The following is a 13,659-nucleotide window of genomic DNA, read 5'->3' as shown; positions in this document are numbered from 1 at the left end:
GGGCGTCGCCGGGGTTGCCGCCGGTATGCGAGCCATCACCTACTCCCGCTACGGCGGCCCCGACGTCCTCGAGACGACCGACCTCCCGACCCCCAAGGTCGGGCCCGACTCCGTGCTCGTGCGCGTGCGTGCCGCGAGCGTCAACCCGGTGGACTGGAAGGTCCGCGAGGGGTACCTCGACCAGATCATGGACGTCGTCTTCCCCGTCGTCCCCGGCTGGGACGTCGCGGGCGTCGTCGAGCGCGTCGGCCTGGACACCCCCGAGCTCCAGGTGGGCGACGAGGTGTACGGGTACGTGCGCAAGGACGTCGTCGGCGGCGAGCTGTCGGGCGGCACGTTCGCGGAGCTCGTCGCGGCGCCGGTCCGCACGCTCGCGCGCAAGCCCGCGGCGTGGTCGTTCGAGGAGGCGGCCGCCGTGCCGCTCGCCGGCCTCACCGCCTACCAGACGATCCGGCGCGCGGGGGTCGCCGAGGGACAGACGGTCCTCGTGCACGCCGCGGCCGGCGGCGTCGGCTCCTTCGCCGTCCAGATCGCGCGGGCGCTCGGCGCGCGCGTGATCGGCACGGCGTCCGAGCGCAACCACGACTTCCTGCGCTCGCTCGGCGCGGAGCCGGTGACCTACGGCGACGGGCTCGCGGACCGGGTCCGGGCGCTCGCGCCCGAGGGCGTCGACGTCGTCCTCGACTACGTGGGCGGCGACGCGCTCGACTCGGTGCCGCAGGTGCTGCGCGACGGCGGCACGGTCGCCTCGATCACGGACGCCCGGGCGCGCGACGAGCTCGGCGGGCACTACGTGTGGGTGCGCCCCGACACCGCGGACCTGGCTGAGCTCGCGCGCCTCGGTGACGAGGGCCTGCTGCGTCCGGAGGTCGCGGAGGTGTTCGACCTCGCCGACGCCGCCGACGCGCATCGCGCGAGCCAGTCGGGGCACGTGCGGGGGAAGGTCGTCGTCCGGGTCTGAGTCCCGCCAGATCGACCCGAGCGTCCCCTGATCGCCGCACCGAGGGCCGGTCTCGGGCGCTCGGGTCGTCCTGGCAGCAGCGGTCAGTCGCTCGGCAGCTCGCGCAGCGGCGACGTGAGGTCGCCGCCCGCGTCGCCCGTGTTCACCGTCCCCCGGCGCTCGACGAGCACCGCGGACGTCTCGACCGCGGCCCGCGGGCGGTGCTCGACGCCGCGCGGCACCACGTACAGGTCGTGCGGCCCCAGCACGACCGCGCGCTCGGCGCCGTCCTCGCGCAGGTCGATCGTCAGCTCGCCCGCGAGCACGAGGAACAGCTCGTCGGTCTCGGGGTGGGTGTGCCAGACGAACTCGCCGAGCACCTTGACCACCTTGACGTCCTCGTCGTTGAGGCTCGTCACGCGGTGCGGTTGCCAGTGCCCGTCGAACGCGTCGAGCGCGGCGAGGAGATTGCGTGCGTCGCTCATGCGGCCCAGCCTGCCACTCCCCGTCGCGAGGTCGACCCGCCCGTCCGCGATCGACCGTCGGAGGGCCGACGTCGGAACGTTCGGGTCGATCTGGCGGGTGAGCGGTGCCACGCTGGCACCATGTCCAGCACCGACGCCGCACGCCCGGGGGCCGCGTTCGGCCCCGAGGTCTACGCCGCCCGTCGCGAGCGCGCCGCGGCGCACGCCCGAGAGGCCGGCCTCGCGGGGCTCCTCGTCTCGCCCGGCCCTGACCTCGCGTACTTCACCGGCTACGCACCGCCGGACACCGAGCGCCTCACGCTGCTCGCGATCCCCGCGGGCGGGCCGGGCGCGGCAGGCCGCGCGTCCGTCGTCGTGCCGCTGCTCGAGCGCGGCGACCTGGTCTCCGTCCCGGGGGCGGACGGGCTCGACGTCGTGACCTGGCGCGACGGCGAGGACGAGCACGACGCCGCCGCACGGCTCCTCGACGGGACGGGCACCTACGCCGTCTCGGACTCCACGTGGGCGCTGCACGTGCTCGGGCTCCAGCGGGCGCTCCCGGACGCACGGTTCACCGCGTTCACCGACGCCGTCCCGACCCTGCGCGCCGTCAAGGACGCGCAGGAGGTCGAGCGCCTCGCCGCGGCGGGCACCGCCGCCGACGCCGCGTTCGCCCAGATCCTCGAGGTCGCGTTCGCGGGCCGGCGCGAGCGGGACGTCGCCGCCGACCTCGACCGGTTCCTGCGCGAGCACGGGCACGAGCAGGTCGACTTCACGCTCGTGTGCGCGGGCCCGAACGGCGCCGACCCGCACCACGACGCGGGCGACCGGGTCATCGAGCCGGGCGACCTCGTCGTGCTCGACTTCGGCGGGCTGCGCGACGGGTACGGGTCGGACACCTCCCGGACGGTGCTCGTCGAGGGCGGCACGGACGACACCCTCGCGGCGCAGCAGCGCGAGGTCTACGACGTCGTGCGTCGCGCCCAGCAGGCCGGGGTCGACGCCGTCCGCCCGGGTTCGACGTGCCAGGACGTCGACCGCGCCGCGCGCGCCGTCATCGCCGACGCGGGCTACGGCGAGTACTTCGTGCACCGCACCGGGCACGGGATCGGCACCACGACCCACGAGCCCCCGTACATGGTCGAGGGCGAGGACCGCCCGATCGAGCCCGGCATGTGCTTCTCCGTCGAGCCGGGCGTCTACCTGCCGGGCCGCTTCGGCGTGCGGATCGAGGACATCGTCGTCGCGTTCCCGCCCGGCGCGCCCGACGGCGCGCGCCGCCTCAACAGGTCCACGCACGACCTCCAGACGGTGCGATAGGCGGCGCAGGCCGTTCAGCGGTCCCCGGAGACGGCGTCCGCGGTCGCGCGCACGTTCTCGTTGCGGATGCCCACCCAGCTCAGCACGCCGCCGAGGACGAGCAGCGCGGCGGTGACGACGAGCGAGCGGTGGAAGCCGTCGAGGTCGAGCACGCCGCCGACGATCACGCCGGCGAACGCGATGACGACGAGACCCGCGACGCGCGACACGGCGTTGTTCACCGCGGACCCGATGCCGGCGTCGGCCGCGGGGATCGAGCCGAGGATCGCCGACGTCAGCGGCGCGACCGTCATCGCGAGGCCGAGGCCGAAGAGCACGAGGCCCGGGAGGACCTGGGTGACGTAGACGGCGTCGTCGGTCGTCGTGAGCAGGAGCAGGTAGCCCGCGCCGCCGACGATCGGCCCGAGGGTCATGAACAGGCGCGGGCCGTAGCGGCCCGCGAGCGCCCCGAACCGCGTGGACAGCGCGAGGAGCACGAGCGTGACGGGGAGCTGCGCGAGCCCGGCGGCGGTCGCGCTGTACCCACCCACCTGCTGGAGGAACAGCGTGACGACGAACCCGCCGAAGTAGAGCGCGCCGTAGATGGCGGCCGTCGCGAGGTTGCCCCACGCGAAGTTGCGCACGCGGAAGAGCCGCGGCGGGAGCATGGGGTCGGGCGCGCGCCGCTCCCACCACACGAACACGATCAGGCACGCGACGCCGACGACGCACGGTCCCCACACGACCGGGCTCGCCCACCCGAACCGGCCCTGCTCAATGAGCGCGAACACCGTCCCGGCGAGCCCGACGGCGGCGAGCGTCGCCCCGGCGGCGTCGATGCGCCGTCGCCCGCCCGGGCCGCCCACGGCGCCCGGCTCCTCCGCGGCGGACCGGGGCACGCCGCGCAGCAGCCACAGCGTCACCGCGACAGGCAGCACGTTGATCCAGAACACCCAGCGCCACGAGATGGTGTCGATGAGGACGCCGCCGAGCAGCGGCCCGACGAGCGACGCGGTGCTGGTCCACGCCGTCCAGGAGCCGATCGCCCGCGACTGCCGTTCGCCGTCGAACGTCGAGATGATCATGGCGAGCGAGCTCGGCACGAGCAGGGCGCCCGCGACGCCCTGGAGCCCGCGCGCGACGACGAGGAACAACCCGTCCGGCGCGAGCGCGCACGCGACCGACGTCACCGCGAAGCCCACGAGGCCGATCGCCATGACGCGGCGCCGGCCGTGCACGTCGGACAACGAGCCCGCCAGGAGGATGAGCGCGCCGAGCGTGATCATGTAGGCGTCGACGACCCACTGCTGCAGGGCGAGGCCCGTGACCGGTCCGGTCGTCAGCTCGGCGGAGATCGCGGGCAGCGCGACGTTGACCACCGAGCCGTCCAGGAACGACACGAACGACGCGAGGACCGCGACCACCAGCACCCGCTGCTGCACCGTCACCGACCCACCGTACGACTCCACCCTCATGCCGTCCCGACCGGACGGGACGGCGAGCCGTGACGCGTGGTGGTCCGCAGAGCGACGGCTCGACACCATACCTAGAGGTAGGTATGGTCCTCGCGTGACGACGACCCACGCCCGCGAGCGGCTCGTCGCGGCCGCGCAGGACCTGTTCTGGGCCCAGGGCGTGGGCGCGACGAGCCCGCGTCAGGTCCTGGCCGCGAGCGGCGTCGGTCAGGGCAGCCTGTACCACCACTTCCCCACCAAGCACGACCTCGCCGCGGCGGCCGTGCACGCCACGACGACCGCGGGCCTCGACGCGGCGCACCGCGACCTCGTCGCCGACGGGTCCGCCGTCGAGCGACTCGTCCGCTATCTCGAGCGGCCGCGGCCCGCGCTCGCCGGCTGCAAGATCGGCCGGCTCGTGAGCGACCAGGCCGTCATGGACGACGTCGCCCTCGCGGCCGAGGTCCGCTCCTACTTCCGCGGGCTCGTCGACCTGGTCACCGCCGTCCTCACCGAGGACGGGCTGCCCGACGACGCCGCCCGCGACCGCGCGCTCGCCGCCGTCGCGATCGTGCAGGGCGGGTACGTCCTCGCGCGCGCCCTCGACGACCCGGACGCGATGACCGCTGCGGCGCGGGGATTCGTCGCGCTCCTCGATCCGCACCCCGCCGACCCGCCGGAGGACGCATGACCGACACCCCCGACCGCCCGTCCCTGCGCGAGCGCCTGCGCGCGCTGCCGGTGTTCGGCGCCGACCTGCCCGGCCTCGACGTCGACGCGGCGCCGGACGAGCCGAGCGCACTCTTCGTCCGCTGGCTCGAGGACGCGATCGACGCGGGTCTGCCCGCGCCGCACGCCGCGACCCTCTCGACCGCCGACGCGGGCGGCCGGGTCGACGCCCGGACGCTGATCCTCAAGGACGTCGACGGCGACGGCTGGCTCTTCGCGACGCGTGCCGACTCGCCGAAGGGCGTGGCGCTCGCGCAGAACCCGAACGCCGCGCTGACGTTCTTCTGGCGCGAGCACGGCCGCCAGGTCCGGGTGCGCGGGCCGGTCGTCCCGCTGGGACCCGAGGCGTCCGCCGCGGACTTCCTCGCCCGCTCCGACTTCTCCCGCGCCACCGCGCTCGCCGGACCGCAGAGCGCTCCGCTCGCGTCGCGGGCCGCCTACCGGACGGCGTGGGACGCCGCGCTCGCCCGGGTCCGCACCGAGCCCGACCTCGTCCTCGACGCCTGGACCGCGTACGCGCTCGAGCCGACGAGCGTCGAGTTCTGGGCCTCCACGCCGGACGGCCAGGTCCGCCTGTGCTACACCGCGTCGTCCGACGCACCGACCGACTGGACGAAGGAGCTCCTGTGGCCCTGACCGGAACCAGCCCGCTCGCCCTGCCCGACGTCGAGGAGACCCGCCGCGACGCGCGCACCGCGCTCGACGCCGTCACCACCGCGACACGGCAGCTCGACGACGCCGGCCTCGCCGGCCCGTCCGCCCTGCCCGGCTGGTCGCGCAGTCACGTGCTCGCGCACGTCACGGCGATCGGCGAGGCGATGGCCCGCCAGGCGGAGCGCGCCGCCCACGGCGAGCTCGTCGAGGTGTACGACGGCGGAGCGGCCGGCCGCGAGGCCGGCATCCAGGCGGGCGCACGCCGAACCGTCGCGGAGCACGTCGAGGCGCTCGATGCTCTGGCCGAGCGTCTCGACGCCGCGTGGCCGGGGCCGGGGTCGCCCGGGTGGGACGCTCCCGTGACCTACCGCGACGGGACCGTCGCCGACGCGCTCGTCGCCTGGTGGCGCGAGGTGCGCATCCACGCCGTCGACCTCGACGCCGGGCTCGGCCTCGACACCTGGCCGCGCACGGTCGGGCTCCACCTGCTCGACTTCCTCGGGGTGCGCCTCGGCGACGACGTCGTGGTCGAGCTCGCCGGCGAGCCCACGGCGTTCGTCGTCGGACCGACCGGCCTACGTGCCGCGGCCGAGCGCGGGGCTGCTCCACGTGCCGGTGGCCCAGCGGGAGACCACCCCAGGCTCGACGCGCGGGAGACCGTCGTCGTCCGGGGCCGCCTCACCGACGTCGCCGCCTGGCTCGCGGGCCGCACCCCGGACGTCGACCCCGTGGCCCACGCCGCCGGCGAGACCGTCCCCCTCCCCGAGATCGGCCCGTGGCCCTCCCCTTACGCGCCGCCGAGGTAGGAGGCCCACCCAACCCGACCACACGCCGTCGAACCCAAGAACCACGGTTCTACCTCGCGTGACCACGGCTCTAGCTCGCGCGACCACGGCTCTACCTCGGCGAGGAGAGGGCCGCCCCGAAGGGGAGGCCCCCTGAGCCGCTCGGGACGTTCGTCCCGGGAAAGTGTGACGCACGCCCGTGACGCACCGCACAGTTAGTGCACTCTTTCACAAGCGTAGAATCGAGGCGTGTCGAGTCGAGCGAGCAACCCCGCAAGCAGCGCAGACCAGATCGACGTAGCCCTCATCGGCGGTGGCATCATGAGTGCCACGCTGGGAGCTCTCCTCAAGGTCCTGGAGCCCTCCTGGACCGTGCGCATCTACGAGCGTCTGGACGCCGTGGCGCAGGAGTCGTCGAACCCGTGGAACAACGCCGGGACGGGTCATGCCGCCCTGTGCGAGCTGAACTACACGCCGGAGAAGCCGGACGGCTCGATCGACATCACCAAGGCGGTGAAGATCAACGAGCAGTTCGAGGTGTCGCGCGAGTTCTGGCACCACCTGCTCACGACGGGCGCCCTCCCGCAGCCCGCGAGCTTCATCTCCCGGACGCCGCACATGACGTTCGTGCGGGGCGCGGAGAACGTCGACTACCTGCGCCGCCGGTTCGAGACGCTGCGCCGGCACCCGCTGTTCAGCGAGCTCGAGTTCAGCGACGACCCCGCCGTGATCGCCGAGTGGGCGCCGCTCCTCGTCGCGGAGCGCGACGGTGACGAGCCGGTCGCGGCGACGCGCGCGACGAGCGGCACGGACGTCGACTTCGGCGCCCTCACGCAGCAGCTCGTCGACTACCTCGTCGCGAACGGCACGCAGCTCTACCTCGAGCACGAGGTGAAGAACCTCAAGAAGACGAAGGACGGCCGCTGGCGTCTGACGGTCAAGGACCGCTCGTGGAACGCCCCGAAGCGCCGCTCGACGGTCGAGGCCCGGTTCGTGTTCGTGGGTGCCGGCGGCGGCGCGCTGCCGCTGCTCCAGGCCGCGGGCATCCCCGAGGCCAAGGGCTACGGCGGCTTCCCCATCAGCGGTGAGTTCCTCCGCACGGACAACCCGGAGCTCGTCGCCCAGCACCAGGCCAAGGTCTACGGCAAGGCCGACGTCGGCTCCCCGCCGATGTCGGTGCCGCACCTGGACACGCGCGTCGTCGAGGGCAAGACGTACCTGATGTTCGGCCCGTACGCCGGGTTCAGCCCCAAGTACCTCAAGAAGGGCAAGTACCTCGGGCTTTTCACGTCGCTGCGCCTGCACAACCTGGGCTCGATGGTGGGCGCGGGCCTGAAGAACCTGGACCTCACCCAGTACCTGGTCGGCCAGCTCCTCGCGAGCCCGGAGACCAAGTTCACGGCGCTCCAGGGCTTCATGCCCACCGCGCACCCCAAGGACTGGGAGACCATCACCGCGGGCCAGCGCGTCCAGGTGATCAAGAAGGACAAGGACGGCAAGGGCGTCCTCGAGTTCGGCACCGAGGTCATCGCCGCGGGCGACGGCTCCATCGCGGGCCTGCTCGGCGCCTCCCCGGGCGCGTCGACCGCGGTCCCCGCGATGATCGACCTGCTCGAGCGCTGCTTCCCCGCCCGCTTCACCAAGTGGCGCCCCGAGCTCGCGACGATGATCCCGAGCCTCGGCCAGGCACCGTGGGAGGCGGAGGAGCTCGAGGGCCTCGACCAGCTCACGGGCGGCGCGGACGTCGACGCCGTCGGCTCGCGCGCCTGACCACGATCTGACGCCCCTCCCCCCCGACGACGGCCCGGACCTCCACGAGGTCCGGGCCGTCGCGCATCCCGGACTCCCGCTGCGGTCAGCGCGGGAGCCGCACGCGCCGCCCCGCGCGCGACGGTGCCGGCTCGACGGGCGTCGCGGGAGCCGGCGGGAACCGGCGGACGCCGTCCCGCACAGCGGGGTTCGGGACGACACGCCGCACCACGAGCTCGGCCGCGACCTCGTGCGGGTGGACCGGCTCGGGCTGCGCGTCCGCGCGGTCGGCCGCGGCCCGCAGGTCGGCATCGAGGCGCTGCGCGTCGCGGTCCCAGCGGTCGCCGTGCACCGACCGGTCGTCCCATGCGCCACCGCCCGGCCATGCGCCGTCGGACCCCGCGGGGAACCACGGCCGCGCAGGGTCCTCGCGCCGCACCGCGAGCGCCGCGACGGTCGGGCCGACGACGAGGAGAAGAACCACCACACCCCAGAAGATGTCCATGCCTCCACCCTGTCGTCGCACGGACGGGCCGACGAGTGGCAGGACTGACACCTCTCGACAAGATCCCGCCACGCGCGTAGCGTGCCGTGCATGGTGCGCTCCGTCGCGGCCGTCGTGTGCGACGGCCTGGCCCCGTTCGAGTTCGGCGTCGTGTGCGAGGTCTTCGGCCTCGACCGCAGCGACGACGGCGTCCCGGCGTTCGACTTCCGCGTGTGCGGGCCGGTCGCCGGGCGGCCCGTGCGCACGTCGGTCGGCGCCCAGGTGGTCCCCGAGCACGGGCTCGACGCCACGGACGACGTCGACCTCCTCGTCGTCCCGGCGATCCGCATCGGCTCCCACTACCCGCCCGAGGTGCTGGACGCCGTCCGGCGCGCGTCCGCTCGCGGCGCGCTGCTGCTCAGCGTGTGCTCGGGGGTCTTCCTCCTCGCCGCGGCCGGCGTGATCGAGGGGCGTCGGGTCACGACCCACTGGATGCACGCCGACGAGCTGCGCCGCCGGTACCCGAGCCTTGACATCGACCCGGACGTGCTGTTCGTCGACGACGGGAACCTCGTCACGAGCGCCGGGACGGCGGCGGGCATCGACGCGTGCCTGCACCTCGTGCGGCGCGAGCTCGGGGCCAAGGTCGCGAACACGATCGCGCGGCGCATGGTCGTGCCGCCCCAGCGCGAGGGCGGGCAGCGCCAGTTCATCGAGCGCCCGGTCCCGGAGTGCGAGGAGGACTCGTTCGCCGAGCTGCTGGAGTGGATGACCGAGCACCTCGACGAGCCGCTCACGGTGCGGGACCTGGCGCGCCGCGCGCACACGTCGGAGCGCACGTTCGCGCGCTCGTTCGTCGCCCAGACGGGCACGACGCCGCTCGCGTGGCTCACGTCGCAGCGCGTCACGCACGCGCAGTCCTTGCTCGAGGAGTCGACGCTGGACCTGGAGGAGGTCGCGCGGCGCTGCGGGTTCGGGTCCGCGGCGCTCCTGCGCCACCACTTCCGGCGCGCGGTCGGCATCACGCCGACGGAGTACCGCCAGACGTTCCGCTTCGCCGCCTGACGACCCGGGGCGGCGACGCCCGCGACGCTCCTTCGCGAGTCCTTCACCTGCCGTGCGCGTGCGAGCAACCTACGGTCCCGTAGGGTGGGGCCATCTGCACCACGAGCGTCCGCTCACCTCCGCGGCTGGGAAGTCGACACCGACAGCCTGCGAGGACACATGACCTCTGCCGCAGTGCGCCCGGGCTTCCGGGCCACCCGCCCCCGCACCGACGAGCCGGGCGCCGTCACGAGCACGTACAGCGCGCTGTCGCGCACCGTGCGCGACGCCGGCCTGCTCCACCGTACCCACGGCTACTACCTGTGGACCCTCGCGGTGCTCGCCCTCGCGCTCGGCGGTGCCGTCGCCGGGTTCGTGCTGCTCGGCGACTCGTGGTTCCAGCTCCTCGTCGCCGGCGCGCTCGGCCTGATCTTCACCCAGTTCGCGTTCGTCGCGCACGAGGCGTCCCACCGGCAGGTCTTCGCCTCCGGCCCGGCGAACGACCGCCTGGGGCGCATCCTCGCCAACGGCGTGGTGGGGATCAGCCACTCGTGGTGGATGAACAAGCACACCCGCCACCACGCCAACCCGAACCAGCGCGGCAAGGACCCGGACATCGCCCCCGACGTCGTCGTCTTCCTCGACGACGACGCGGCCGCCGCGAAGGGCCTCCGCTCCGTGATCAACCGCTACCAGGGATGGCTGTTCTTCCCGCTGCTCACGCTGGAGGGCCTGAACCTGCACGTCCAGGCGTACCGCTCGCTCCTCGCGGGCGGCCGGGCGCGCGGCAACCTCCGCACCCGGGTCGTCGAGCTCGTGATCCTCACCCTGCGCCTGTCGCTCTACGTCGGCGCCGTCTTCTGGTTCCTGCCGCTCGGCATGGCGGCCGCCTTCCTCGGCGTCCAGCTCGCCGTCTTCGGCGTCTACATGGGGGCGTCGTTCGCGCCGAACCACAAGGGCATGGCGATCATCCCCGAGAACACGAGGATCGACTTCCTCTCGAAGCAGGTCCTGACGTCGCGCAACATCCGCGGCGGCTGGTGGATGAACACCCTCATGGGCGGGCTCAACTTCCAGATCGAGCACCACCTGTTCCCGAGCATGCCGCGCCCTCATCTCGCGCGGGCGCGCGAGATCGTGCGCGAGCACTGCGCGAACCTCGGCCTGCCCTACACGGAGACGAGCCTCGTGCAGTCCTACGGCATCGTCGTGCGGTACCTCAACCGCGTCGGGCTCTCCGCACGCGACCCGTTCGACTGCCCGATGTTCCGCCAGCTCCGCAAGGTCTGACGGATCAGGCGGACGCCGCGTGCCCGTGCCGCCAGTACCCGACGAAGTCGACGTGCGCCTTGGGCACGCCGCGGTCGTTGACGAGGTGGCGACGCACGCCCGTCGCGAGCGCCGACTCCCCCACCGCGTACGCGTAGACCGGCGCGGACGGCAGGTCGGCCGACCGCACGGCCTCGAGCGCCAGCGTGCCGGGCAGGAGCTCGTGCGGGTCGGTGCCCGCGGGCGCTGCGCCCTCGCGCACGACCCAGCGGAGCTCGACACCCGCCGGCACGCGGAACTCCTGCGCGTCCGCCGCCTCGGGGATCTCGACGATCGCGAGGCCGCGCGCGTCGTCGGGCAGGGACTCGCAGATGCCCGCGACGGCCGGTAGCCCGGTCTCGTCGGCGACGACGAGCGTCCAGTCGTGCGGGACCCGCGGGTTGTAGCCGACGCCCTGGTCGAGCACGCCGACCCGGTCACCCGGCTGCGCGGACAGTGCGAACGACGACGCGGGCCCGGCGTCGCCGTGGACGACGAAGTCGACGTCGAGCTCGCGCAGGTCGGGCCGGGCCGCACGCACCGTGTAGTTGCGCACCCAGGGCCGGCGCGCCTTGGGCGTGGCGAGGTACTGGACGTACCACATGCCCGACGTGCGCGTCGGCAGGCGGAGGGAGTCCTGGTCGTCGCGGGCCAGGAAGAGCCGGAACCACTGGTCGAAGCCCATCGGCGTGAAGAGCTCCATGTCGTCCCCGCCGAGCGTCACCCGCACGACGTTGGGGCTCACCCGCTTGCTCCCGACGACGCTCAGCGTGACGACGTGGGCGTCGGCGGGCTTGACCGTCTTGAAGGTGGCCACCGGTGCTCCTCGGGGTGCGGCCCGGCGAGCCGGGCGGACGACGGCCCCGCGAGCGCGGAACCCAGGCAAGGCTAGCCTCACCTTCCTACCGACGTCGATGTGGTCGATCCCACATCCGGTGCGCCCCTCCCCCGTCCGAGGGCGTCGCGAGCCGGTGTCATGCTCGGGGCGTGGAACTCCCCGTCGCCTGGTCCGTCGTCCTGCTCGTCACGGCCACGTGGAACCTGCTCATCTGGCCGCGCTTCCTCCAGCGCGTCGCCAAGGACCCTCGCGCGCGCGACGCCGACGGGCGCGCCACGCGCTTCCTCACGGTGCACGTCGCGCTCATCGCCGTCTCCCTGCTCCTGGCCGTGGCGGTCGGGGTGCTCGGCATCCTCACGCTCGTCTGAGCCCGGCCAGCCGCTCCGGGTTCCGGAAGAGCAGGACGCGCGCGACGCGCTCGCCGTCGTACTCGACGGTCGCGGCCATGGCGGGCGCCCCGCCGACGGTCCACACGCCGCCCAGCGCGCCGTTCACGAGCGCGGGCTCGAAGGCCATCGCCGTCGTCTCGGGCTTCGCCGAGAGCCCCACGAGCATGCGCGCCACCTTGTCCGCGCCCGCGACGGGCCGCAGGGCCGCACGCGCCTTGCCGCCGCCGTCGCTCACCACGACGACGTCCGGCGCGAGGATCTCGACGAGCGCGGCGGTGTCGCCCGTGGCGCAAGCGGCCATGAATCGCTCGACCGCGGCGCGCTGCGCGTCGTCGGGCGGGGTGAACCGCGGTCGCCGCGCGCGCACGTGCTCGCGCGCGCGGTGCGCCGTCTGGCGCACCGCGTCGGGAGCGCGGTCGAGCGCTTCGGCGATCTCCTCGTAGGGGGCGTCGAACACCTCGCGCAGCACGAACACGGCGCGCTCGAGCGGGCTCAGCGTCTCCAGCACGACGAGCAGCGCCATCGACACGTCCTCCGCGCGCTCGACCTGCAGCGCGGCGTCCGGCGTCGTGAGGAGCGGGTCCGGGAGCCACTGCCCCACGTACGTCTCGCGGCGCCCGCGCAGCGCGCGCAACCGGTCGAGCGCGAGCCGGGTCGTGACGCGCACGAGGTAGGCGCGCGGGTCCAGGACGCCGGACCGGTCCGCCGACGACCAGCGCAGCCAGGCCTCCTGGACCACGTCCTCGGCGTCCGCGGCGGAGCCCGTCATCTCGTACGCGACCGTGAAGAGCAGGCGACGGTGCGTCGCGAACGGCTCGAGGGTCGCCTCGGACGGCGGGGTGGTGTCGTCGCTCACTCCGCCAGCCTGCCCGCCGTCCCCGCCGCGCGCAGCCCGCCGGCGAGCGGGACCTCGCACCGGTCGCTGAAGCCCTGGCTGGACAGGCCGAGGGCCGCGTTGACCCGGCTGCGCAGGTTCTCGAGCGCGACGAGGGCGGTGAGCTCCACGAACGCGGCCTCTCCCAGGTCGTCGACCAGCGCCGCGGCGAGCTCGTCGCTCACGGTGGGCGGTGTGGCCGTGGCAGCCTCGGCGTACTCGAGCACGCGCCGCTCACCTGCGGTGTAGGCGTCGCTGTCGCGCCACCCGGGCACGTCGTGCAGCTTGCGGGGGTCGACGGCGCCGTGCTCGGACTCCCAGTAGCCGAAGTCGACGCACCAGGAGCAGCCGATCCGTACCGCCGTCGCCATGACGGCGAGCGCCGCGAGCGTCGGGTCGAGAGTCCGCCAGCGCGCGACGCCCGCCTCGAGGAGGCAGTAGGCGGTCGCGACGCGCGGGTTGTGCCCGGCCGCCGCGAGCGGCTGGAGCACGGCGCCGTAGCGCCGCCGCGAGAGCGTGGCGAGCGTGCGGTTGAGCAGGGTCCGGGGCGGGTCGAGCGAGATGCGGGCCACGAGGGCCCCCTTCCGTCAGCCGGCGCGGCACGCGCCGGTCGAGCGATCGGTCGACCATCCAGACGCGGGCCGGCAC

General features: G+C 74.2%; 15 protein-coding genes. 9 read left to right on the top strand and 6 right to left on the bottom strand.

Annotated features, from left to right (window positions below; translation table 11 throughout):
• Positions 1-25: 25 nt before the first annotated feature.
• A complete protein-coding gene (locus JN535_RS14000) occupies positions 26-961 on the top strand; it encodes an NADP-dependent oxidoreductase (RefSeq protein WP_205206152.1) in 936 nt (311 codons plus the stop codon).
• Positions 962-1,044: 83 nt separating this feature from the next.
• On the opposite strand, the gene JN535_RS13995 is transcribed toward JN535_RS14000, so the two are convergent.
• The gene (locus JN535_RS13995) at positions 1,045-1,425 is read right to left on the bottom strand and encodes a cupin domain-containing protein (protein ID WP_205206151.1); all 381 of its coding nucleotides are present in this window, start codon (positions 1,423-1,425) and stop codon (positions 1,045-1,047) included.
• Positions 1,426-1,545: 120 nt separating this feature from the next.
• On the opposite strand from JN535_RS13995, the gene JN535_RS13990 reads away from it, so the two are divergent.
• Positions 1,546-2,724, top strand: coding sequence for an aminopeptidase P family protein (locus JN535_RS13990; RefSeq protein ID WP_205206150.1), 1,179 nt, complete (start codon positions 1,546-1,548; stop codon positions 2,722-2,724).
• Between the two features lie 14 nt (positions 2,725-2,738).
• On the opposite strand, the gene JN535_RS13985 is transcribed toward JN535_RS13990, so the two are convergent.
• Positions 2,739-4,151: an MFS transporter gene (locus tag JN535_RS13985; protein WP_307868722.1), complete on the bottom strand. Its 1,413-nt coding sequence runs from the start codon at positions 4,149-4,151 to the stop codon at positions 2,739-2,741.
• Between the two features lie 121 nt (positions 4,152-4,272).
• Here JN535_RS13985 and JN535_RS13980 point away from each other — a divergent pair, with 121 nt between their 5' ends.
• The 4 genes from JN535_RS13980 (at position 4,273) to mqo (ending at position 8,095) form a co-directional block, all read left to right on the top strand.
• Positions 4,273-4,848 (top strand): TetR/AcrR family transcriptional regulator, encoded by a 576-nt coding sequence (locus tag JN535_RS13980; protein ID WP_205206148.1) that lies wholly within the window; start codon positions 4,273-4,275, stop codon positions 4,846-4,848.
• Positions 4,845-5,522 (top strand): pyridoxine/pyridoxamine 5'-phosphate oxidase, encoded by a 678-nt coding sequence (locus JN535_RS13975; RefSeq protein WP_205206147.1) that lies wholly within the window; start codon positions 4,845-4,847, stop codon positions 5,520-5,522. Before JN535_RS13980 ends, JN535_RS13975 begins: the two co-directional genes overlap by 4 nt.
• Entirely contained in the window at positions 5,513-6,346 is an 834-nt protein-coding gene (locus JN535_RS13970; protein WP_205206146.1) for a maleylpyruvate isomerase family mycothiol-dependent enzyme, read from the top strand. Before JN535_RS13975 ends, JN535_RS13970 begins: the two co-directional genes overlap by 10 nt.
• A gap of 228 nt (positions 6,347-6,574) precedes the next feature.
• A complete protein-coding gene (gene mqo, locus JN535_RS13965; RefSeq protein ID WP_205206145.1) occupies positions 6,575-8,095 on the top strand; it encodes a malate dehydrogenase (quinone) in 1,521 nt (506 codons plus the stop codon).
• Between the two features lie 85 nt (positions 8,096-8,180).
• Here mqo and JN535_RS13960 read toward each other — a convergent pair whose 3' ends face one another.
• Positions 8,181-8,579, bottom strand: a complete 399-nt coding sequence (locus tag JN535_RS13960; RefSeq protein WP_205206144.1) for a hypothetical protein — start codon at positions 8,577-8,579, stop codon at positions 8,181-8,183.
• Positions 8,580-8,669: 90 nt separating this feature from the next.
• Between JN535_RS13960 and JN535_RS13955 the strand changes: the two genes are divergently transcribed.
• On the top strand, positions 8,670-9,623 hold the full coding sequence (locus JN535_RS13955) for a helix-turn-helix domain-containing protein (RefSeq protein ID WP_205206143.1): 954 nt from the start codon (positions 8,670-8,672) through the stop codon (positions 9,621-9,623).
• 159 nt (positions 9,624-9,782) lie between these two features.
• Positions 9,783-10,892, top strand: coding sequence for a fatty acid desaturase family protein (locus tag JN535_RS13950; protein ID WP_205206142.1), 1,110 nt, complete (start codon positions 9,783-9,785; stop codon positions 10,890-10,892).
• A gap of 4 nt (positions 10,893-10,896) precedes the next feature.
• Here JN535_RS13950 and JN535_RS13945 read toward each other — a convergent pair whose 3' ends face one another.
• Positions 10,897-11,727 carry a siderophore-interacting protein gene (locus JN535_RS13945; protein ID WP_205206141.1) on the bottom strand — a complete coding sequence of 277 codons (831 nt, stop codon included), beginning with the start codon at positions 11,725-11,727 and terminating at the stop codon, positions 10,897-10,899.
• Between the two features lie 170 nt (positions 11,728-11,897).
• Between JN535_RS13945 and JN535_RS13940 the strand changes: the two genes are divergently transcribed.
• Positions 11,898-12,116, top strand: a complete 219-nt coding sequence (locus JN535_RS13940) for an SCO4848 family membrane protein (protein ID WP_205206140.1) — start codon at positions 11,898-11,900, stop codon at positions 12,114-12,116.
• Here the strand turns inward: JN535_RS13940 and JN535_RS13935 are convergent.
• Together JN535_RS13935 and JN535_RS13930 are read right to left on the bottom strand one after the other, a co-directional pair.
• On the bottom strand, positions 12,103-12,993 hold the full coding sequence (locus tag JN535_RS13935) for an RNA polymerase sigma-70 factor (RefSeq protein WP_205206139.1): 891 nt from the start codon (positions 12,991-12,993) through the stop codon (positions 12,103-12,105). The two genes, JN535_RS13940 and JN535_RS13935, sit on opposite strands and share 14 nt — an antisense overlap.
• Positions 12,990-13,583, bottom strand: coding sequence for a carboxymuconolactone decarboxylase family protein (locus JN535_RS13930; protein WP_205206138.1), 594 nt, complete (start codon positions 13,581-13,583; stop codon positions 12,990-12,992). The genes JN535_RS13935 and JN535_RS13930 overlap by 4 nt, the downstream gene beginning before the upstream one ends.
• Between the last annotated feature and the right edge of the window lie 76 nt (positions 13,584-13,659).

This window comes from Cellulosimicrobium cellulans, assembly GCF_016921195.1.
Lineage (GTDB): Bacteria > Actinomycetota > Actinomycetes > Actinomycetales > Cellulomonadaceae > Cellulosimicrobium > Cellulosimicrobium cellulans_F.
The sequence above is the reverse complement of the archived record's forward strand: the minus strand, read 5'-3'. Positions and strand labels throughout refer to the sequence as shown.